Annotated in this window: 19 protein-coding genes; 4 read left to right on the top strand and 15 right to left on the bottom strand. The window is 26.9% G+C overall.

The annotated features are described in order from the left end of the window. Window positions 1-67 precede the first annotated feature (67 nt). The 3 genes from KGF48_RS00485 to KGF48_RS00475 all read right to left on the bottom strand — a co-directional run bounded on the left by KGF48_RS00485 (window position 68) and on the right by KGF48_RS00475 (window position 2,456). The gene (locus tag KGF48_RS00485; RefSeq protein ID WP_227434263.1) at window positions 68-496 is read right to left on the bottom strand and encodes a CBS domain-containing protein; all 429 of its coding nucleotides are present in this window, start codon (window positions 494-496) and stop codon (window positions 68-70) included. A gap of 422 nt (window positions 497-918) precedes the next feature. Next, window positions 919-1,119, bottom strand: a complete 201-nt coding sequence (locus tag KGF48_RS00480) for a cold-shock protein (protein ID WP_227434262.1) — start codon at window positions 1,117-1,119, stop codon at window positions 919-921. A 182-nt stretch (window positions 1,120-1,301) separates the two neighbouring features. After that, window positions 1,302-2,456 carry an amidase domain-containing protein gene (locus tag KGF48_RS00475; RefSeq protein WP_227839608.1) on the bottom strand — a complete coding sequence of 385 codons (1,155 nt, stop codon included), beginning with the start codon at window positions 2,454-2,456 and terminating at the stop codon, window positions 1,302-1,304. Window positions 2,457-2,704: 248 nt separating this feature from the next. Between KGF48_RS00475 and KGF48_RS00470 the strand changes: the two genes are divergently transcribed. Then, a complete protein-coding gene (locus KGF48_RS00470) occupies window positions 2,705-3,526 on the top strand; it encodes a pyridoxamine kinase (protein WP_227839607.1) in 822 nt (273 codons plus the stop codon). Between the two features lie 74 nt (window positions 3,527-3,600). On the opposite strand, the gene KGF48_RS00465 is transcribed toward KGF48_RS00470, so the two are convergent. The 8 genes from KGF48_RS00465 to KGF48_RS00430 form a co-directional block, all read right to left on the bottom strand. Continuing rightward, entirely contained in the window at window positions 3,601-4,992 is a 1,392-nt protein-coding gene (locus KGF48_RS00465; protein WP_227839606.1) for a sensor histidine kinase, read from the bottom strand. Window positions 4,993-5,124: 132 nt separating this feature from the next. Next, on the bottom strand, window positions 5,125-5,880 hold the full coding sequence (locus tag KGF48_RS00460; RefSeq protein ID WP_227867635.1) for a lantibiotic immunity ABC transporter MutG family permease subunit: 756 nt from the start codon (window positions 5,878-5,880) through the stop codon (window positions 5,125-5,127). A 1-nt stretch (window position 5,881) separates the two neighbouring features. Beyond that, a complete protein-coding gene (locus tag KGF48_RS00455; protein WP_227867634.1) occupies window positions 5,882-6,601 on the bottom strand; it encodes a lantibiotic immunity ABC transporter MutE/EpiE family permease subunit in 720 nt (239 codons plus the stop codon). 1 nt (window position 6,602) lies between these two features. Beyond that, entirely contained in the window at window positions 6,603-7,310 is a 708-nt protein-coding gene (locus tag KGF48_RS00450; RefSeq protein WP_227867633.1) for a lantibiotic protection ABC transporter ATP-binding protein, read from the bottom strand. Between the two features lie 126 nt (window positions 7,311-7,436). After that, complete coding sequence (locus tag KGF48_RS00445; RefSeq protein WP_227827223.1) at window positions 7,437-7,967, bottom strand: hypothetical protein; 531 nt, start codon at window positions 7,965-7,967, stop codon at window positions 7,437-7,439. Window positions 7,968-8,068: 101 nt separating this feature from the next. Further along, window positions 8,069-9,142, bottom strand: coding sequence for a DUF4097 family beta strand repeat-containing protein (locus KGF48_RS00440; RefSeq protein WP_227839603.1), 1,074 nt, complete (start codon window positions 9,140-9,142; stop codon window positions 8,069-8,071). Further along, window positions 9,135-10,061, bottom strand: coding sequence for an HAAS signaling domain-containing protein (locus tag KGF48_RS00435; RefSeq protein ID WP_227867632.1), 927 nt, complete (start codon window positions 10,059-10,061; stop codon window positions 9,135-9,137). The genes KGF48_RS00440 and KGF48_RS00435 overlap by 8 nt, the downstream gene beginning before the upstream one ends. Continuing rightward, the gene (locus KGF48_RS00430; protein ID WP_009889116.1) at window positions 10,048-10,380 is read right to left on the bottom strand and encodes a PadR family transcriptional regulator; all 333 of its coding nucleotides are present in this window, start codon (window positions 10,378-10,380) and stop codon (window positions 10,048-10,050) included. Before KGF48_RS00430 ends, KGF48_RS00435 begins: the two co-directional genes overlap by 14 nt. A gap of 189 nt (window positions 10,381-10,569) precedes the next feature. Between KGF48_RS00430 and KGF48_RS00425 the strand changes: the two genes are divergently transcribed. Then, window positions 10,570-11,700: an MGDG synthase family glycosyltransferase gene (locus KGF48_RS00425; protein ID WP_227839601.1), complete on the top strand. Its 1,131-nt coding sequence runs from the start codon at window positions 10,570-10,572 to the stop codon at window positions 11,698-11,700. Window positions 11,701-11,843: 143 nt separating this feature from the next. On the opposite strand, the gene KGF48_RS00420 is transcribed toward KGF48_RS00425, so the two are convergent. Next, window positions 11,844-13,742, bottom strand: a complete 1,899-nt coding sequence (locus tag KGF48_RS00420; RefSeq protein ID WP_227827219.1) for a glutamine synthetase — start codon at window positions 13,740-13,742, stop codon at window positions 11,844-11,846. A gap of 313 nt (window positions 13,743-14,055) precedes the next feature. Here KGF48_RS00420 and KGF48_RS00415 point away from each other — a divergent pair, with 313 nt between their 5' ends. Further along, window positions 14,056-14,832 carry a 3'-5' exonuclease gene (locus tag KGF48_RS00415; protein WP_227827218.1) on the top strand — a complete coding sequence of 259 codons (777 nt, stop codon included), beginning with the start codon at window positions 14,056-14,058 and terminating at the stop codon, window positions 14,830-14,832. 92 nt (window positions 14,833-14,924) lie between these two features. Here the strand turns inward: KGF48_RS00415 and KGF48_RS00410 are convergent, their stop codons facing one another. Both KGF48_RS00410 and galT read right to left on the bottom strand, forming a co-directional pair. Further along, window positions 14,925-15,677, bottom strand: a complete 753-nt coding sequence (locus KGF48_RS00410) for an exodeoxyribonuclease III (RefSeq protein ID WP_227846390.1) — start codon at window positions 15,675-15,677, stop codon at window positions 14,925-14,927. 135 nt (window positions 15,678-15,812) lie between these two features. After that, on the bottom strand, window positions 15,813-16,763 hold the full coding sequence (gene galT / locus KGF48_RS00405) for a galactose-1-phosphate uridylyltransferase (RefSeq protein ID WP_227867631.1): 951 nt from the start codon (window positions 16,761-16,763) through the stop codon (window positions 15,813-15,815). A gap of 373 nt (window positions 16,764-17,136) precedes the next feature. On the opposite strand from galT, the gene KGF48_RS00400 reads away from it, so the two are divergent. Next, window positions 17,137-18,333, top strand: a complete 1,197-nt coding sequence (locus tag KGF48_RS00400) for a pyridoxal phosphate-dependent aminotransferase (RefSeq protein WP_227827216.1) — start codon at window positions 17,137-17,139, stop codon at window positions 18,331-18,333. Between the two features lie 87 nt (window positions 18,334-18,420). Here KGF48_RS00400 and KGF48_RS00395 read toward each other — a convergent pair whose 3' ends face one another. Further along, window positions 18,421-18,873, bottom strand: a complete 453-nt coding sequence (locus KGF48_RS00395; protein ID WP_227827215.1) for a MarR family winged helix-turn-helix transcriptional regulator — start codon at window positions 18,871-18,873, stop codon at window positions 18,421-18,423. Window positions 18,874-19,043 lie beyond the last annotated feature (170 nt).

Below are 19,043 nucleotides of genomic sequence, written 5' to 3'. Positions count from 1 at the left end.
ATTTCACATTATTATTCTTTTATTACAAAGAATAGAAGTAGAAACTTGAAAAGTTTCAAAAATTTTTCTAATTATCATCTGCTAAATTTTTATATCCACGTATTATCTCATAGCAATAACCTATTACATCTCTTCTTTTTATTATCCCAATAAATGTGTCTTGGTCATCTATAACAGGAATAAAATTTTGATTTAAAGATTTTATTACTAAATCTTCAATGTCTGCATTGATGGAAACAGGAGAATTATCCATTTTTCTATTGATATCTGTTACTGGAACATCTTCCAATCCTTTTAGGTCCAGATTTAAGTCGTTTTTTAATGTCCATAAAAAATCACCTTCTGTTATAGTTCCAATATATTTACCTTCTTTGCTTATTATTGGAATCGCAGAGTATTTGTGATATTCCATTTTTTCTAGGGCTTGCCTTATAGTGTAGTCTTCATATATATATGCTACTTCACTTTTTGGTGTTAGAAAGAATAATATGTTCATTACACTACCCACCGTTACTGAAAACTTACAAATATTATCCAATATTCATAATGTTACTTTTTTGCAGTAACTTTCTCCTTTCTCATTTTCTAAGTATTTTTTAGATACTATACGCTGTAACAAGCGTTTTTCTTTTAATAGCTTTAAATGTCTATGCTTTATTAATATTTTTGTATGGTCTATCAGCGTCACTTATTCTTTTTATAGAAAATTAACTAGAGGTTAATTAACTTAAACTTAGCCATAATAATTTTACTCTACACTATTAATTTTAACATATTTATCTTATTATTAATGCCTTTATTTTAATAATTTTAATTTATTTTGAAATTAATTTAGTTTCCAAAAAACTGAAAAAACCGCTAAACGATTAGCGGCTTATCTGTCATATTACTAGAATACTAATATATATGAATTTTTAATTATAATCTAACTACATTAGCAGCTTGAGGACCTTTAGCTCCATCTACTACTTCGAATTCAACACTTTGTCCTTCTTCTAATGATTTGTATCCATCTCCTGTTATAGCTGAGAAATGTACGAAAACATCTCCTTCACCTTCTACAGATATAAATCCAAATCCTTTTTCATTGTTAAACCATTTAACTACACCAGTTTTCATTAATAAATCCTCCTAAAAAAACACAATTATTTAGCTACTATTTCCTGTAACCTTATTACTACTTTATCACATATAGCTATGTTTGTCAATTATTATTATTTTTATACATTAATAAGCATTTTTTTTAATTTATAATATTAAATCATTGTTATCTTTTATACTTTATTTTTCTTTATAAATTTTTAATAGTTTATTTTTATTATATGGAATCTTATAGATTTATCACTCCAACCTAAATCCCATGGCACAAGCATTCTATCAGTATTATGACAGGTTACCAAAGGATATCCTCTTGAATCCAATCCTGTTACAGTTGAAACATGCGTTATTCTACCTTTTTTTTCATATCCTACAAAATCTCCAGGACGTAGATTATAAGCTTCTTTGTAAACATCTTCGTAAGAACCTTTAGCTATTAATGAGCCTCTTCCACTATAGAGAGCATAATTTTTAAAAGCTTGTGCATTTACCCATGCTTTTGTTCCTGCTCTTTCACTATAATTCCAAATTGAATTTTTCTTAAACTTTCCACTTTCAAACATTATCTGTGATGCAAAGTTGGCACAATCTCCACCTTCTGGATTATAATCTCTATAATTTGGATTAAACTTCATACCATGTTCTTCGTCTGCTGCTGCTCCACAGTATTTATGTGCATAATCTATAGCCTTCTTTTGCTCCTCTGTGAGCTGTAGCTCTACAGCATTTTGTTGACCAATATAGCTTCTTATATCATCAGATTTTATATTTTCTAAATTTAAAGAATCTGCAAAAGGGTCTGTATACCACTCTTTAGTTATGACATATTGATTATCTATGATTTTTACATTTAGATAATGATATGTACCTATTCTAAATGAATTTTCTTTGTCCTTTTGATTTTCATATGAGTACTTATACTCAGTTGATACAGAACATATTATGCCATATAAGTCTTTTTCTTTTTCTTTTATTTTTTTAACTTTGACTCTTGTTTTTATATCTTTAAACTTTACACCTTGTTTACTAGACCAATTTTCTAAATACTTCATCTTTTTTACTTCATTTTCATAAGCCCAAAGACCAAACTTTTTTTCTGTCTCATAAAGGCCTTTTAAAATATTTTCATTTTTCTCCAATATTGCCTTATTTCTGTAGTCAAATAAATTTTCAAGCAATAGCTTATACTGGTCTTTTACATCATCACCTTCAACAGTAGCAGATTCTATAACTTTTTCTTTCATATTTTTCATACTTAAATCATTAATTAAAAATACACCTGCTGTAGTAGCTAAAGATAAAAATACAAATGCCATTATACCTTTGATGTACTTATTTTTATTTTTCAGTATTTTCAAAGCTACACCTCCCAAATAGTACACCTTACGAATAAATTCACAAAAAAGCTGTTATTATATACAATAGTTTTCATATTTAATAATTCTCTATCTTATTATGTCCAATATTAAAAATTAATTGTATTGATACACTGTTTTTTTTACAAATTTTTATTTTATAATCTACTTTTTTCTTTTTTTTATAGTAATATATATATATAAATATTTTGTTATCATTATGATTAATACATACTAATGGAGGGTTTTTTATGCAAAAAAAAGTCGCAGCAATTAATGACTTATCTGGAATAGGAAAATGTTCATTATCAGTTGCTATACCTATACTTTCAGCATTAAAGGTTCAATGTTGTCCATTTCCAACAGCTATACTTTCAAGTCAAACTGGTTATCCTGAGTTTACATTTTTAGATTGTACTGATGAGATGGTAAAATATTCAACTGTTTGGAAAAATTTAAAAGTCAACTTTGACAGTATATATAGTGGTTTTTTAGGTTCAAAACATCAAATTGAAATAGTGGCAAATTTTATAAATGATTATCCAAATGCTTTTATTGTAGTTGACCCTGTAATGGGTGATAATGGAATTATGTATCCAATCTTTACAGAAGAAATGAGACATGAAATTAAAGAATTAGTTAGACATTCAGATTTAACTACTCCTAATTTAACAGAAGCTTGTTTCTTAACTGGAAATGACTATACAAAAAAGGATTATAATAGAGATGAACTTATAAATATTGCAAAGTCTGTATCTTCTTTAGGACCTAGTAAAGTTGTAATCACAGGTATATTAGAAGATGATAATATATTAAATTTAGCTTATGATAAAGATACTGAACATATATTTTTTACATCAGTTAAATACAATAATTGCTCTTATAGCGGAACAGGAGACATATTTACATCTATACTTTGTGGTATGCTAGTGAATAACCATGACTTAGGAGTAGCTGTTAAAACAGCAACTGACTTTATATATAAAACTATAAATTACACATCTCAATTTGATACCGATAGAAATGATGGGGTTATGTTTGAAAACTTTTTATCAGATTTAACTAGTATATAAAATTCAAAAAAATTATCCATTTTGCAAATACCTATAATATAAAATTTAGGTATTTAAAAAATGGATATTATTTATTAAATTATTGGTATTTCAATTGTTACCATGGCACCACCAGTTTTTATAGAGTTTTCAATATACAAAGTCCCATTATGTTTTTGGACAATATTATTTACAATGTATAGACCCATACCGTAATGAGATTTAGAGTTCCTACTTAAATCACCTGTATAAAATTGTTCTTTAGCTTTTGATAAATCTTCCTTAGAAAAACCTCTTCCACAATCTGTAATTACAAATTTTAAGTATCTTTGATTTACTAATACATCAAAATATAAATTACTTTGATTTGTTGAATAATCAATAGCATTTGAAATTATATTCATAATAGCTCTAAATAATAATTCTCTATCTATTATTATATTCTTAGGTAAATCATCTTGCTTATAAAATTCCACACTTAAACTTTTTGTACTGGAGAGTGCTTCTATTTGCACCAAAACATCCTCTATAAATTTATCAATATTAATACTTTCTTTATTAATCATATAACCTTTATCTGCTTTAGATATGTATATTAGAGTATTAATATATTTTTCTATCTGAGTAGCGCTATTTGCTATATATTCCATATATTCTGATAGCTCAGCATTTTCATTTATTTCAATTAATAAATCAGTGTTTCCATGTATAATGGTTAATGGTGTCTTTATATCATGTGCTAATGCAGATATCTGTTCTTTTCGAGTTTCTTCCAGTCTCCACTGCTTTTCTAAAGAATCTTTTAATGCTAACTTCATTTTTTCTATAGAAAAAAGAACATTGTCAATTTCATAAATATCACTAGACTCTATTGTAAAATCTAAATCTTGCTGTTGTATTTTTTCTGTAGCATTTTTCAAAAGGTCCATTTTTGCATTAATTTTTTTACCAAAGGATTTTGATAGTATAACCATTTCAATAAAAAATGCTATAACAAAAATAATAATCCCTAATACTTCTGGTTTTGGTAAATATTTTCTTAAAGCTGGAGAATTGAATTCTGATACTATATCATATCTTATTATACAGACTTCATTTGGTCTAAAAAGTTTTATATAATTGTCTGACGAATGTCCGCTTTTTACTTCGATACCTTTCATTAAATTCCAGGTTTCTTTTGCTTCTTCATTATTAAAAGTTCCTGAAGTTAATCTACCATCTAAAGTATAGATTCCATAATCACAAAAATCTGGTATTATATCTTTAGTTACTTTTTCACTTGAAATAATTTCATCTTTATATTTATAGATTTGCTTTTCTGCATAATTGGATGGCAATACTACTCCTAATGATAATAACACAGAAAACAAAAATACTAAAAGAATTCCCAAAGTAATTGTTATAACAAAGAATACAGATAAATATCTTACAAAAATAGTTCTTAACTTTACAACTTTTTTATTATTAAACTTTTTTTCCCAAAACATTCGTATCATATCCTCCAAACAGTTTAATTAACAAATAAACAACTATGTATCTGATTATTTTTATCTCTTTTATGCTATCAAATTATACTATAATATAATAATACAAATAATCTAAATAAACAATTAGTTATTTTATTCTTCAGATTTCTTACCTTCCCATTTAGAAAACCAAATACATAAAATTACAAATGCAAAAATAGTTGCAAAACCACAAATTAAACCTATTAACTGAAACTCTTGAATGGATTCAATTTCTTTAGAACTTGAAAAAGATGCCCAAACACTTACAAATCTAACGCCCCATGCACAAGGAATATATTGCCATATACCATCTCCTAGTCCAGTTAGTAATAGTGCTGAGAGTAAAGTTTCCACTATACCTACTCCAATTGATGCTCCTTTTCCAAATCTCAAACTTAAGAATAAATGTAATATATATTCAAATAGATTACTTCCAACTAAAATTAAAATTGAAATCATATAAAAACTTAGTGTAAAAAGATTATTATTAAAAATAGTATTTATACCAAATTTAAAACCTAAAACAGAAACTAATGTTGCTCCAAAACCAAGGCATATTAAAATTATATATTTACTCATGAGTGTAAGGTATTTTGGATTAGATGCTGTTAGTATATACTTATAATTTCCTGAGTAATATTCTTGTTCAACACACATTGAACACATAATACTTGATAATAAAGGAAAAGCTATAGCTATAACTTGTAAATATGCTACTATTTTTGATATACTATCATAACCTGAAATATTGTAATATCCTAAAAATAAGCCTATTCCTACTAATACAATACAAAAGTGTATTAGTACTATGTAAGTTCTTTTTAGTTTTATCAAGTCAGAATTAAATAGTCTTATTAGTTGTGCCATATTATTTCACCTCTCTATTTTTAAACCAAACACTTGTAGCTAAAGTAAATAATATAAATAAAACAATAGATATTAATATCCCTGGTAAAATAACATTAGTACTTAAAAGTTCATTCCCTTCTGGTACAGGAAGTCCATTTGGTAAAATATGCAATACCGCAGCCATTAATCTTGATGGAATTGAATATGGAAATAAGTACCATGAACTTGTAGTTGAAAAAACAGCTACTCCAAGCACAGTGAAAAACATATTTATTAAAACTGTAATAAACAAACCAAATTTTGAAGCTAAAAACATACAAAGTGGAATTTGCCACATAAATAGTAAGATAAGTACTATAGTTCCAATAATATTTTGATTTATTAAAATAGTTTTCTTATAAACTACTCCAATAAAAACTATCCCTATCATGAAAATAATTGAAGATATACAAAGTATAATGGTACAATAAAGTATTTTTCCAGTCCAGATATTTTTTTTGTCAACTGGCAATGACAAGACACCTCGATACTTCTTTTTTTCATCTTTTTGTACTACTAAAGAACAAATTAAAGTTATTGCTCCTGGAAGAAACATAATATACCACCAATTGTAAGTACCATTTTGTCCTCCACCTAGTCCAAAACAGATAAGTATAGAAAATATTGGGGCTATCCAAGACAATCTCATTCCAAAAGTTCTTTTCATCTTTTGGAACTCTGCTCTAACAAATCTTTCCATCTTACTTACCTCTCTTTCTATTTTCAGCTACAACTTTCATAAAAAGTTCTTCTAAATTTTGTTCTTTTGATACTTCTCCTTGATACCCTATTACTCCATTAGAAATTATTCCAATTTCATCTACAACTTGCTCAACCTCAGACAAAATATGACTTGATAAAATAACTGTAATTCCTTGCTTTGGAAAAGAACGAATCAATTCTCTAAGTTCTTCAATTCCAATAGGGTCAAGTCCATTTGTAGGCTCATCTAAGATTAAAAGTTTTGGGTGATTTAATAATGCGATAGCAATACCAAGACGCTGCTTCATACCTAGAGAAAACTGACCTGAACGCTTTTTAAAAGTATCTCTTAAATCAACAATCTCTAAAACTTCTTCAATGCGAGAGTCAGGAAGACCAAGTAATGTAGTATGAACTTTTAGATTCTCTCTTGCTGTTAAATTCTCATATATAGCAGGTGATTCAATAAGAGACCCAATGTTTGCTAAGTCTTTTCTAGTCCATCTATGACCTTCAAATAATATCTTTCCAGAAGTGGGGTTTAAAATCCCTGTTATTATTTTTAATAAAGTAGATTTCCCTGCTCCATTTGGTCCTAATAATCCATAAATAGAATTATGTTTAATTGCAATTGAAATATTATTAACTGCAGCCTGCTCCTTAAATTTTTTAGAAACTCCTTTTACCTCCAAAATATAATTACTCATAATTTTCATCCTTTCTTTTGTCAAACTTATTTACAAGAATCATTTTAAATCATAAATATAAGGATTTTATAAGGATTAAAAAATTATAAAAAAAATGATGTGCTTTTAAATAAAACACATCATTTCTTATGTTAACTCTATTAATTCTCCATTGTAGTATATCTCTACTTCTTCAACCCAAATACTATTATCATCTTCTTGAATGACATTTTTGATAATATTATTTATAGTATATATTATATTTTGTTCATTTAAATAATCCTCTTTCCAAGAAACTCTCCCCTTTTCATCAGGTTCAACTAAGTTTATCTTAACTAGACTATCTTTTTCCTGAACTTCAACTTCCATATCTAAACCATTAAAATACTCATGTGATAAAGTATCTAAGATTAACTGTAGTTTATCTTTTAATGTACTTTCTTCATCTATTTGCAAGTATTTTACTATCTTTTCATCCTTTGAAACTATCTCTATAGGTATTTTAGCTGTTTTTTTAGGATTAATTGTATCAGTTTCTTCTTTGATGTCTTCACCTTTCTTTACAACTGCAGAATCTCTAGAATCAACCAATTCTACTTTGTCAACTTTATAATCCATACATGCTGTACTCAATAAAGTAGTAGCAATTATTAAAAAACTTACTGCTATTTTATTCATAAGTATCCCTCTCCCAATTCTATTTCGATACTTATTATACCATAGTATAGACTATATTTTTATACTTTTAGGTCAATTTATTAATTGTAGTAATAAATTATTTACATTTCTAATTTATTTGAATTTATTTTTATAGTATACTCTTGTTCTAAATTCGACAAGTTTTCATTTAAAAGCCCTTTTATTTCTCTTATATTTTTATATGAGTTATGATTTTCTTCACTGTGTTCATATCCATCTGAACTATCACTGTATTCTTCTGCTTCATCATTAATATCTTCTATTCTTTCTTTAGACTTTATGTCGCAATTAAACTTATACTTATTTACTGGTAGAGTAAGACTTACTTTAGAATTTGGAACATCTATATCTAAATTTTTAGCAATTGGAAAATCACAATATATGCTAAAGTTGTTATCATAGTGCGAATTCCTACCTATTTTTTCCTTTATGTTTATATTTTCAGGTATATATTGTTCTACATTATTGACAAATATGTCTTCATATTCTGAAGATATATCTAATGATTCTGATTCTATATTTACGTTTTTAACACCTAAAACTGATTTTGTAGATAATTCAAGATTATTACTAGATATTAAATTTAATGTATCTAGCTTATTTATATTATTTTCAGTTATAACTCTCTCAAATCTTCCATAAGAACTCTTATATGTTATATTATTTGAAGCTACATTATCATATACTAATAGAGATGAATCTACACTTGATACATTTATATCTACATTATTTGGTACATAGATTACTATTTCCCTATAATCTCCTGAAAACATACTATTTATAGATGTATTAAATAATTGGTCAAAATTTTTAATTTTTTTAACACGATTTTCATATTTTCGTTCACCTTTTACAACTAATGTCTTATCCTTTAAAGTTACATTATATTTGTAAAACTCATTATTTCCCCTTGTTGTCACACGTACATCTTCACTTGAGTGTCTCTTTATCGTAACATTTATATTGTCAACAGATACATCTAACTTGTCAATATTTACTTTTTCTTGATAAAGTTTATTTTCTTTTTTAAATTCAGCTTCTTTTTCGAGTCCAAAGTTTATTAAGCTTGGCATAACTAAAATCCCTGACCATGTTGTTCCAATTATACCTATTACTAATAAAACCGCAGCAAATATGGCAAGTTTCTTATTCATGTTTATCTTCTCCTTTCTTATCATCTGTCTCTTCAAAATCTTTATACATTGACTCAAAATTTATGCTATCGTCATTGTAATTATCAGATTCCCTTATATCTTCTTTTTCTATATTGTAATAATCATCATATAAATCTTCATTACTATCTTTATTCAAATCTTTCTCACTTAAAGTATCTTTATTTCTTTTTTCCATCTTTTCATTTGCATTTATATAAATGTTTTTTCTCTTTATCCAATTTATATAACTACTTAACAATTGTTTGCCTAACTTTATAACAAACAGTAAAATTTGCCATGCCAGTATCTCTAAACCTATAAATGCTATAGTCGCAAATATACAAAACATTGTAACATCTGGAACCATTGAAATAAATTTAATTACAAATGGAATTGATATGACAAAAGCAATCAATGTACATACTAACCCAATAGCAACTGAAATAATAGCACATACAAATGCAAATGCTGGAATAATCAATAATAAGGATAAAAATACTAATAAAATCTTTATAGCTTCTCTAGATACTCCTACAACACCTTCTTCTATACTTGGAGTAAGTTTATCATTTACTCTTTCTTTCGATTTATTGTATTTTTCTTTAGCTTCATCTTTTAAAATAGAATATCCCTTTTTCATATCTAACTTGAATTTACTAAACTTATCATTTAAAATATCTGTGTTTATTATTTTTTCATCTTCAATGTTTTTTTCTTTTGTCTGTAGAATAAGTTCTCTTGCTATAGATTTTGGTGAACCAAGTGATGATATTATCTCCATATCACTCTTTCCTTCTATAATCCCATCTACAAAATATTCTTCATAATCTCTCAATATATCATTAACTTCGCTCTCAGAAAAATCCTTTCTTAGATAATCCTTTAAAATTTCCAGAAACTCAGTTTTATTCAAGTTCATTACCTCCCTCATCTTCACTTATTAAAATCTCAACAGCCTTTACAAATTCTCTCCATTCTTCCATCAAATTGGATAAGTTTTCTTTTCCTAGTGAAGTTATTCTATAGTATTTTCTAGCAGGACCCTCATTAGATTCTAGTATATATGTTTCAAAATACAAATCTTTTGTCAGTCTTCTTAGAATAGGATATATCGTTCCTTCATTTACATCTATTACTTTAGAAATATTATGTACTATTTCATATCCATACATATCTTTTTTAGATATTAGCGCGAGTACACAAATTTCTAAGACACCCTTTCTAAATTGTGTGTTCATATACTCCATCCTTTCTTTAAATACACAGTATTGTGTTTTACAAGGTACTATGTTAAAACTTCTTATGCTTTCATAATAACACAGTACTATGTTTTACACAATAGTTATTTTTTAATATTATTATTGATTAAATTCTTCTGTAAATGTATAATACTCTAATCAGATATATTTTATGAAAGTGGTGATAAATTGTCTAAAACAAAAGAAGATAAAACTATATTAATCTTAACAGCTCAATTTGGTGCTGGTCATATAAGTGCTGCAAAAGCAGTTAAGGAATGTATCATTGAAAAATATAGTAATTACAATGTTGTTATACAAAACTTTATAAATGCAAGTATCCCTATGATGAATAAGCCTATGGTGAAGCTTTATGAAAACAATACAAAATATACTCCTGGATTATATAATTATTATTACTATTTTAAGAAATCGTTTGACTCAAGACATGATTTCTCTCATAAATTATATACACCTAAACTTTCTGAGTATATTTCTGATATAAATCCAGATTTGATTATCTCTACATTTCCACTAGCTGCTGCTTGTGTAAATAATTTTAAGATAAAAAATCCTGACATAAATATACCAACATTGACAGTTATTACAGATGTTGTAGACAGTATGGAATGGGTTTTTGAAAATACAGATTTATATTTTGTTCCATCTCCAGAGATAAAAAATAGATTTTTTCAAAAAGGAATAAATCCAGATTCCATAAAAGTTACTGGAGTTCCTGTAGATAAGAGATTCCAGATTGAAAGTAAAGAGCCTTGTTATGGAAAATATAGATTATTGCTTTTAGGAGGAGGAAGAGGTCTGTTTGATATAGATGAGGATTTTATACATTGGATAGATGACTTTATTGAAGAACATATTAATTCCATAGAGATTACAATAGTTACAGGTAAAAATAAAAAACTATATGATAATTTAACTCATAAAAAACCTCTAAAAAATATAAAAGTACTTGGATTTGTAAATGATATGTACAATCTGATAGAAGAATGTGACTTAATGTTGACTAAACCTGGAGGAGCAACTATATTTGAAGCAATCCAGTCTCAAACTCCAGTACTCGTTAAAATGCCAAAAGTTGGTCAAGAAATTGAAAATGCCAAATTTATAATAGATAAGGGTCTTGGAATGATTTATAGCGATGACCTAGACCTAAAAAATATATTTTACAAGTTAGTGTCAAATGAATTTGATTCTATAATAAATTTTATGAAAAAGAATCTAGAAGAATTTAAAACAGTCATTCATCCAGATGAAATTGCTGATTATATATCAGAATTAATAGATAATCAATATAATTAATTTAGATTAATTTTATTGTAAAACTTAAAATCAAAAATTAAAGGCAATTGAGTATGATTTTTACATTTGAGATTTAACTCAAAATGATTTAATCATACTTAATTGCCTTTATAATATCAAAATCAAATTATTATCATTTTATCTTAGTATATATTTTTCTTGTATTGCATATATAATTGTTGTATTTCTTCCATGCTTCTCTTTAGTTCTATTTGTAAATCCGAAGCAGTTTGATAATCTTTATTTTCTACAGCTTCTCTTACTCTAGTAAATAGTGATTCTCTAGTTAAAGTGTCTTTCATAATATTAAACTTTAAGTCTGATATTGAATTCCAAACTACTTCATCAAGTGCATCCATATTTTCTTTTGTGTGTACTTTTACAATACTTCTTATCTTTTGAATTCCCGCTTCTATTATTCTAGTTTTTAATTTTTTTTGCCACTTATCTATTGCCCCAACTTTAAATGATTCTATTATGCTATCAGTAAATACATCGCCTTGTTTTAAAGATTTTAATTTAGAAGCATATATCTCTAGATTTTTCATATTTTCATAAACTGTTGCTGGAGGTGTTCCAAATCTTGCATTTCTTTCTTCTAAATTATAATGTTCAAATACATCATTTTCATCTCTATATGCTCTGTCTTTTTCTAAATAGAAACTTTCTTCTCCCACATTTTTAGATAATTCTTTTTCTAGTTCTTTAGTACTAAGTCCACTCTTAGCTGCTGCTTTTATGCCATCTAACATTGTTTGATAACATCCTGCTATTACTAGATAAGTATTAGATAGAGGACTTGGTGATCTTAACTCAAATCTTACAGTCTTTGGATTCTTTATATCTCTTATTAACCCAACAAGTACTGACCTATTTCTAGATGGCATTTCATAACTATGACCTAAAGATGTAACTATACATACAGGTGCTTCAAATCCAGGAACTAGTCTATTAAATCCATCATTAGAAGCTGTTACAATTGGATTTAATACTTCATAATTATAAAGAAGTCCCATAAGAGCTCCATACCCTAATTCACTTAGATAATCTTCTTTTAAATCTTTTGGAGCAAATAAGTTTTTGCTACTTCCATCTTTTAATTTTGCACTTACTCCTACATGTGTATGACCACCACTTCCTGCAACTCCATGAATTGGCTTTGCTTTAAATGTGACTTCTAATCCATGTGATGTAAATACATCTTCTATAACATCTCTTACTAATAATTCATTATCTGCCGCTTGTAATGGTGTAGAAAACTTCCAAGAAACCTCTAATTGCTCCATAGCATGGTTTGTCTTTCCATCTATACTTATAGAACTTTGAATTCCCCCAACCTCTTTATGAGCCATTTCAGGGCTTACACCTAGCTTTTGAAGTATTATTAAACTTTGTTCTAGACAAGTTCTTATAATACCATGAGTTCTTTTCCAGTATTGTTCTTTTAAGCTTTGTGATACATATAATTTTTCTAAGTCAGCCTTATCTTCAGGAGTATTAACCCAAAATTCAAGTTCTGTAGCTGCTGTTAACATTATTTCTTCTATATCATCTACTGAGTTTATTCCTATATTGTTTATTACATGTGGATATTCTCTAAATATTTCAAACATAGATTTCTTAAAATATTTATCTGCTTTTTGAAGAATTCCCCTAGAACATACTTTTTTATTATCATGTATTAGAAATGCAGGTATCTTTAATGTTCCTACAGGTAATCCTGCTTCTTCATCTATGTATTCCATGTTGTAATCTACATACCAATGACAACTTTTATCTGGCATTAAGTCTACTTTTGCATTATTTAGTGTTGCTATATTATAAAGCTCAACACTTGAACCATCAGTTTGTATAGCTGATTCTAAGAATTTATCTATATCCTCTAAAAATAATTCTACAGGAATTTTTTCGTCTGTTGCATTTCCTCCTAAGTCAACACCCATTAAAGAAACGAATCTTATGTTTTTATTGCTCTTTAGGATTTCTCTTATCTCTTCATTGGTATGCTTATCTTTCTCTATTACATATAATAAACTCTCCATCTTTTCACTCTCCTATGATTTTTGTGTAAATTTTATTTTATTAAATATACAAGATAAAATTCATTTTTCCTTATGTTTATGAATTTTTCTTGCAAAATATTCGTGTTTTATTCGTGTTTTTATTTATATTATTATATATCAAGTACAAAAAGTTCGCAATATTTTTTCTTGGAAAAATATTATACATACAATAGTTTAACATTTTTATAAATATGGGGTATACTAAAATAAAAGTATTTTTGTTTAAAAATTTAATTTAGCTTATAATATAATCTATACTAGTAATAATACAAAAATTTAGGAGATAAACTTTATGGAATACATAATTTTCGATTTGGAATTCAACCAAGGCTTTGACAAAAAACTCAATAAAACTGTGTCCAATGAAAAATGTCCTTTTGAAATTATACAAATAGGAGCAATTAAACTGGATTCTAAATTTAATATAGTAGATACATTTAATAGCTATATTAAACCTACACTATACAAGGCAATGCACCCTTTTATTAGTCGTATGACTAATATTAAAGACTCTGATTTTAACAATTCGCCTACTTTTCCTGAGGTTTACAACAATTTCATAAAATTTATAGCATCACACGACCCTATACTATGTGTTTGGGGAGTTGGAGATTTAAAGGAATTATACAGAAATATCAATTATCATAAGCTAGCATCAGATATTTTACCTAAGTCTTATATTAATATTCAACAACATGCATCTAAATATTTTAATAATCCAGCAGGAAAAAGTATTGGCTTGCAAAATGCTATTTCTATATTGGAACTTGATGAAAAAATGTCTTATCACAATGCTTTAAATGATGCATACTATACATCGAAGGTTTTTATTAAGATATACAATCCAAGTATAGTACCTGATATATATGTATATACAAATATTAAATCTAAATCTATAAAGTATTCTAATAAAAAAAGAGTTGACTATGATAAATTGTTTGATGAGTTCAAGAAAATTCTAAATCGCGATTTGACTAAAGATGAGAAAAAAATTATTAATTTAGCTTACAACATGGGAAAAACAAATCAATTTGAATTAGAAAATTGTAAACAAGGAAAAAATAAGTGAAATTTATCTAGGTTAAAAACAGGCATGTAGATTAAAAGAATAATTAACTTTAAATTTACATCTACAGCCCAATTTTTATCCTTATGAAACTTCTATCTTATCTCTAATTCTACTGGACAATGGTCTGACCCCAATACCTCAGTGTGTATATTTACATTTGTCAATCTATCTTCTAATTTTTTAGATGCACAAAAATAATCTATTCTCCATCCAGCGTTATTTTTTCTTGCATTAAATCTATATGACCACCAACTATACACTCCTTCTTTATCAGGATTAAAGTATCTATATGTGTCTATAAATCCACTATCTAATAATTTAGAGAATTTTTCTCTTTCTTCCTTTGTAAAACCTGCGTTCTTTGTGTTGTTTTTAGGATTTTTCAAGTCTATTTCTTTATGTGCCACATTCATATCTCCACACACTATTACAGGCTTATGATTATCTAATTTAACCAAATAATCTATAAAGTCATCTTCCCATCTAGTTCTATATTCTAATCTCTTTAACTCAGATTGAGAATTTGGAGTATATACAGTAACAAAATAAAAATCTTCAAATTCTAAAGTTATAACTCTACCTTCTTTATCATGTTCTTCTATATTTATTCCATACATTACTTTTAAAGGCTCTTTTTTGGTAAATATAGCAGTACCTGAATAACCTTTTCGCTCTGCATAATTCCAGTATTGAAAATAACCCGGCAAATCTAACTCTATTTGCCCTTCCTGTAATTTAGTCTCTTGTAGACAAAATATATCTGCATCAATATCTCTAAAAAAGTCTAAAAATCCTTTCCCTACACATGCTCTTATCCCATTAACATTCCACGATATAAATTTCATATTCCACTCCTCATCTAAATAGTAATTTTCTATTAGTTTTTTCATTTATTTTTCTGTTTGTTTTTATTTTAACATTGATATACTATAATTTTATTTTAAAATTATTATTTCTTTAATACCTAAAAAGTACATCCTTTAATCAAATTTTAATTTTTTTGTTAATTCTTCAGGATTCATTGAAGAAACATACATATTTGTTCCAAGTTCAAATCCTCCAAGGTTATACTTTCTTGGTATTATGTGCATATGAACATTAAAGTATGATTTTGTTTCAATTTTTGTTGGATGAGTATGGATACACAAGTTAAATGGCATATATCCATTTATATTATATAATTTTTTAAATAACTTTTCGAATATCATAGAAAGCTCTTTTATATTGTTATCTGTTAATTCATCAAACTTTATGCTGTCTTTAAATATTACTCTTACTTCTCCACTGTACTTAGTTGCATATGGTATAATTACTAAAAAAGCATCTCCATTATAAACCACTCTTTTATTTAAACTTATCTCATTTTCTACCAAGTCATTATACAAAGAACTTTTATTACTATCATAATACTCTTTTGAAACCAACAACTCATTTGTAATTTCAGGTGGAATAAAAGACATAGATAGTATTTGAGCATGTGGATGCATCAAAGATGCTCCAGCCTTTCTCAAGAAATTTTTAAAAATACTCACATATTCTACTTTGTCATCTTTCGACAAATCTTTAAATCTATTTCTATACATAAAAAAAACATCTTCAAATTCTTTTTGATTCATATTGTAAAAACTGCTGTTATGTTTATTACTTTCTATCATTACCTCATGAATACCATATATATCTCTTGCCAAATCATCAATTATAGGAAATTTATTATATATAGATTTTACAAGCCAACCTTCATCACCTTTTATTTCAAATAGTGTATCCGTTGCATAAACTTCATTTCCCTTACAAAATGGGCATCCTTCATCGTATTCATTAGTTTCTTCTTCATCATTTGGTACATCAATTGTATCTAATGGCCTTTTCAACCTATCAGTAGCAAATATAACAACATCATTAGTAATTGGATCTATTCTTAATTCTCTCATAATTAACACCTCTTAGTTAATAGCCTTTAATATAATTATATGATATTTATTGTATCTGTTAAATAAATTTATAATATTTTTTATAATTTTACATATTTAGTATTAGGTATTTTAATTTTGTAATACAAAAAATTATAACTAATATATACATATATTATCATACTATAAATAAGTTTATGTACATATAATTTATTAGTATAAATACGAGTATTTCACTCTAATTTGTTAAAAGTTTATTTTAAAGCTATATTAATTTTTTTTGATGATTTTTACCTATAAGTATGTTATTATTATCTTGTAAAGATGTCTTGTATTCCAATATACAATTTACATAATACAATATACGTATTTAAATTAAATAGGGGGTATTAAAATGAATTATTCAAACAGAGTTAGTGCAATGCAAGCCTCTCCAATCAGAAAACTTGTTCCATTTGCACAAGCAGCAAAAGATAAAGGAATCAAAGTATATCACTTAAATATAGGTCAACCAGACATAAAAACTCCTCAAGGGTTTTTTGATGCTGTTAAAAACTTTGATAGCGAAGTTTTAGAATATGCTACTTCTGAAGGTATTCCAGAATTATTAGAAGCACTTCAAAATTACTACAAAACTTACAATATGGATTTTGAAAAAGATGAATTATTAGTAACTAATGGTGGTAGTGAAGCTTTACTTTTCACTATGATGGCTGTTTGTGACCCAGGAGATAATTTATTAGTTCCAGAACCATTCTATACTAACTACAATGGATTTGGTCAATGTGTAAACGTAGAAGTTAATGCTGTTACAACAAAAGCTGAAAACGGTTTCCACCTTCCATCAAAAGAAGAAATAGCTTCTAAAGTAGATGATAGAACTAAAGCTATAATTCTTTCTAACCCAGGAAATCCAACTGGTGCAATTTATACAAAAGAAGAACTTAATATCCTAGCTGAAATAGCTAAAGAAAAAAATCTATGGATAATAGCAGACGAAGTTTATAGAGAATTTGTTTATGATGGACTTGAATACACTAGCTGTGGTAACTTAGAAGGTGTACAAGACAGAGTTATAATAATAGACAGTGTTTCTAAGAGATACAGTGCTTGTGGTGCTAGAATCGGTTCTATCGCTTGTAAAAATAAAGGTCTTATCGCTCAAATACTTAAATTATGCCAAGGAAGACTTTGTGTTCCTACATTAGAACAAATAGGAGCTGTTGAATTATACAAAACTCCAGTTTCTTACTTCAAAGAAGTTAATGAAGAATACAAAAAAAGAAGAGACGTATTATACAATGAATTAATGAAAGTTGAAGGTGTTATCTGTAAAAAACCAACTGGTGCATTTTATATAGTTGCTAAATTACCAGTTGAAAATGCAGAAGATTTCACAATCTGGATGTTAAAAGAGTTCAGTAAAAATAATGAAACTGTTATGGTTTGCCCTGCTGAAGGATTCTATGCTACTCCAGGTTTAGGACGTGACGAAATAAGATTAGCTTACATCTTAAATGAAACTGACCTTCATAGAGCTGCTACATTATTAAAAGAAGGTTTAGAGCAATATGTAGCTTTACACAAATAAATTTTAAAAGTTTACCTTATGTAAATTTTATTAGATAAAAAATCCCCTTTTCAACCAATATTTGAAAAGGGGATTTTTCATAGTTTCCTATTTAAATTCATCTTTATTTAATATATACTGAAGAGTATTTATTGCTCCTAGATAGTTCTTTCTATCTTCTTCAGTTAGTCTAGAAAGCTTTTCTTCCAATCCATCACTTAATTTATCCATAAAATCAGAAGCTATCTTATCTCCTTCTTCTGTAATGTCAATTAAATACTTTCTTCTATCAACTAAATCTCTTTCTCTTGTTACATATTTTTTTTCTGTTAAATCATCTACCATACTAGTTAGACTGCCTTTTTCTATATTTAATTTAGAGCATAAATCAGTCATGCTTATTACTCCATAATTTCTTATAAATACTAATGCTCTCAATTGTGTTTTATTTACATTATAGTCTGGTGCGAATTTTTTTAGGTCTTCTAAATATAAACTAGAATAAATCTTAGGAAATGTTTTTACCAAAAAACTTATAGTATCTTTTACTACGTATTTCATACAATCACCTCGGTTGTTTTAAAATTTATTAAATTATCTAACTAACTTTATTTCAGTTTACATTAAAAATATTGCAAGTACAATAGTTTTTGAATAATGATTAAATTTAATTAGTAATCTTATTATTTTTCTTGTTTTTAATTATATTTTTCTGATTAAATATTATTTAT

This window comes from Clostridioides sp. ZZV15-6388, assembly GCF_020657755.1.
Taxonomy (GTDB): Bacteria; Bacillota; Clostridia; order Peptostreptococcales; family Peptostreptococcaceae; genus Clostridioides.
The sequence above is the reverse complement of the archived record's forward strand: the minus strand, read 5'-3'. Positions and strand labels throughout refer to the sequence as shown.

What these genes read in the sequence shown, in the direction of transcription:
- KGF48_RS00400 (WP_227827216.1), top strand. Translation starts at nt 17,137, where the DNA reads ATGAATTATTCAAACAGAGTTAGTGCAATGCAAGCCTCTCCAATCAGA.
- KGF48_RS00485 (WP_227434263.1), bottom strand. Translation starts at nt 496, where the DNA reads ATGAACATATTATTCTTTCTAACACCAAAAAGTGAAGTAGCATATATA.
- KGF48_RS00445 (WP_227827223.1), bottom strand. Translation starts at nt 7,967, where the DNA reads ATGAATAAAATAGCAGTAAGTTTTTTAATAATTGCTACTACTTTATTG.
- KGF48_RS00410 (WP_227846390.1), bottom strand. Translation starts at nt 15,677, where the DNA reads ATGAAATTTATATCGTGGAATGTTAATGGGATAAGAGCATGTGTAGGG.
- KGF48_RS00455 (WP_227867634.1), bottom strand. Translation starts at nt 6,601, where the DNA reads ATGGAAAGATTTGTTAGAGCAGAGTTCCAAAAGATGAAAAGAACTTTT.
- KGF48_RS00480 (WP_227434262.1), bottom strand. Translation starts at nt 1,119, where the DNA reads ATGAAAACTGGTGTAGTTAAATGGTTTAACAATGAAAAAGGATTTGGA.
- KGF48_RS00460 (WP_227867635.1), bottom strand. Translation starts at nt 5,880, where the DNA reads ATGGCACAACTAATAAGACTATTTAATTCTGACTTGATAAAACTAAAA.
- KGF48_RS00420 (WP_227827219.1), bottom strand. Translation starts at nt 13,742, where the DNA reads ATGGAGAGTTTATTATATGTAATAGAGAAAGATAAGCATACCAATGAA.
- KGF48_RS00470 (WP_227839607.1), top strand. Translation starts at nt 2,705, where the DNA reads ATGCAAAAAAAAGTCGCAGCAATTAATGACTTATCTGGAATAGGAAAA.
- KGF48_RS00465 (WP_227839606.1), bottom strand. Translation starts at nt 4,992, where the DNA reads ATGTTTTGGGAAAAAAAGTTTAATAATAAAAAAGTTGTAAAGTTAAGA.
- KGF48_RS00440 (WP_227839603.1), bottom strand. Translation starts at nt 9,142, where the DNA reads ATGAATAAGAAACTTGCCATATTTGCTGCGGTTTTATTAGTAATAGGT.
- KGF48_RS00435 (WP_227867632.1), bottom strand. Translation starts at nt 10,061, where the DNA reads ATGAACTTGAATAAAACTGAGTTTCTGGAAATTTTAAAGGATTATCTA.
- KGF48_RS00430 (WP_009889116.1), bottom strand. Translation starts at nt 10,380, where the DNA reads ATGAACACACAATTTAGAAAGGGTGTCTTAGAAATTTGTGTACTCGCG.
- KGF48_RS00395 (WP_227827215.1), bottom strand. Translation starts at nt 18,873, where the DNA reads ATGAAATACGTAGTAAAAGATACTATAAGTTTTTTGGTAAAAACATTT.
- galT (WP_227867631.1), bottom strand. Translation starts at nt 16,763, where the DNA reads ATGAGAGAATTAAGAATAGATCCAATTACTAATGATGTTGTTATATTT.
- KGF48_RS00450 (WP_227867633.1), bottom strand. Translation starts at nt 7,310, where the DNA reads ATGAGTAATTATATTTTGGAGGTAAAAGGAGTTTCTAAAAAATTTAAG.
- KGF48_RS00415 (WP_227827218.1), top strand. Translation starts at nt 14,056, where the DNA reads ATGGAATACATAATTTTCGATTTGGAATTCAACCAAGGCTTTGACAAA.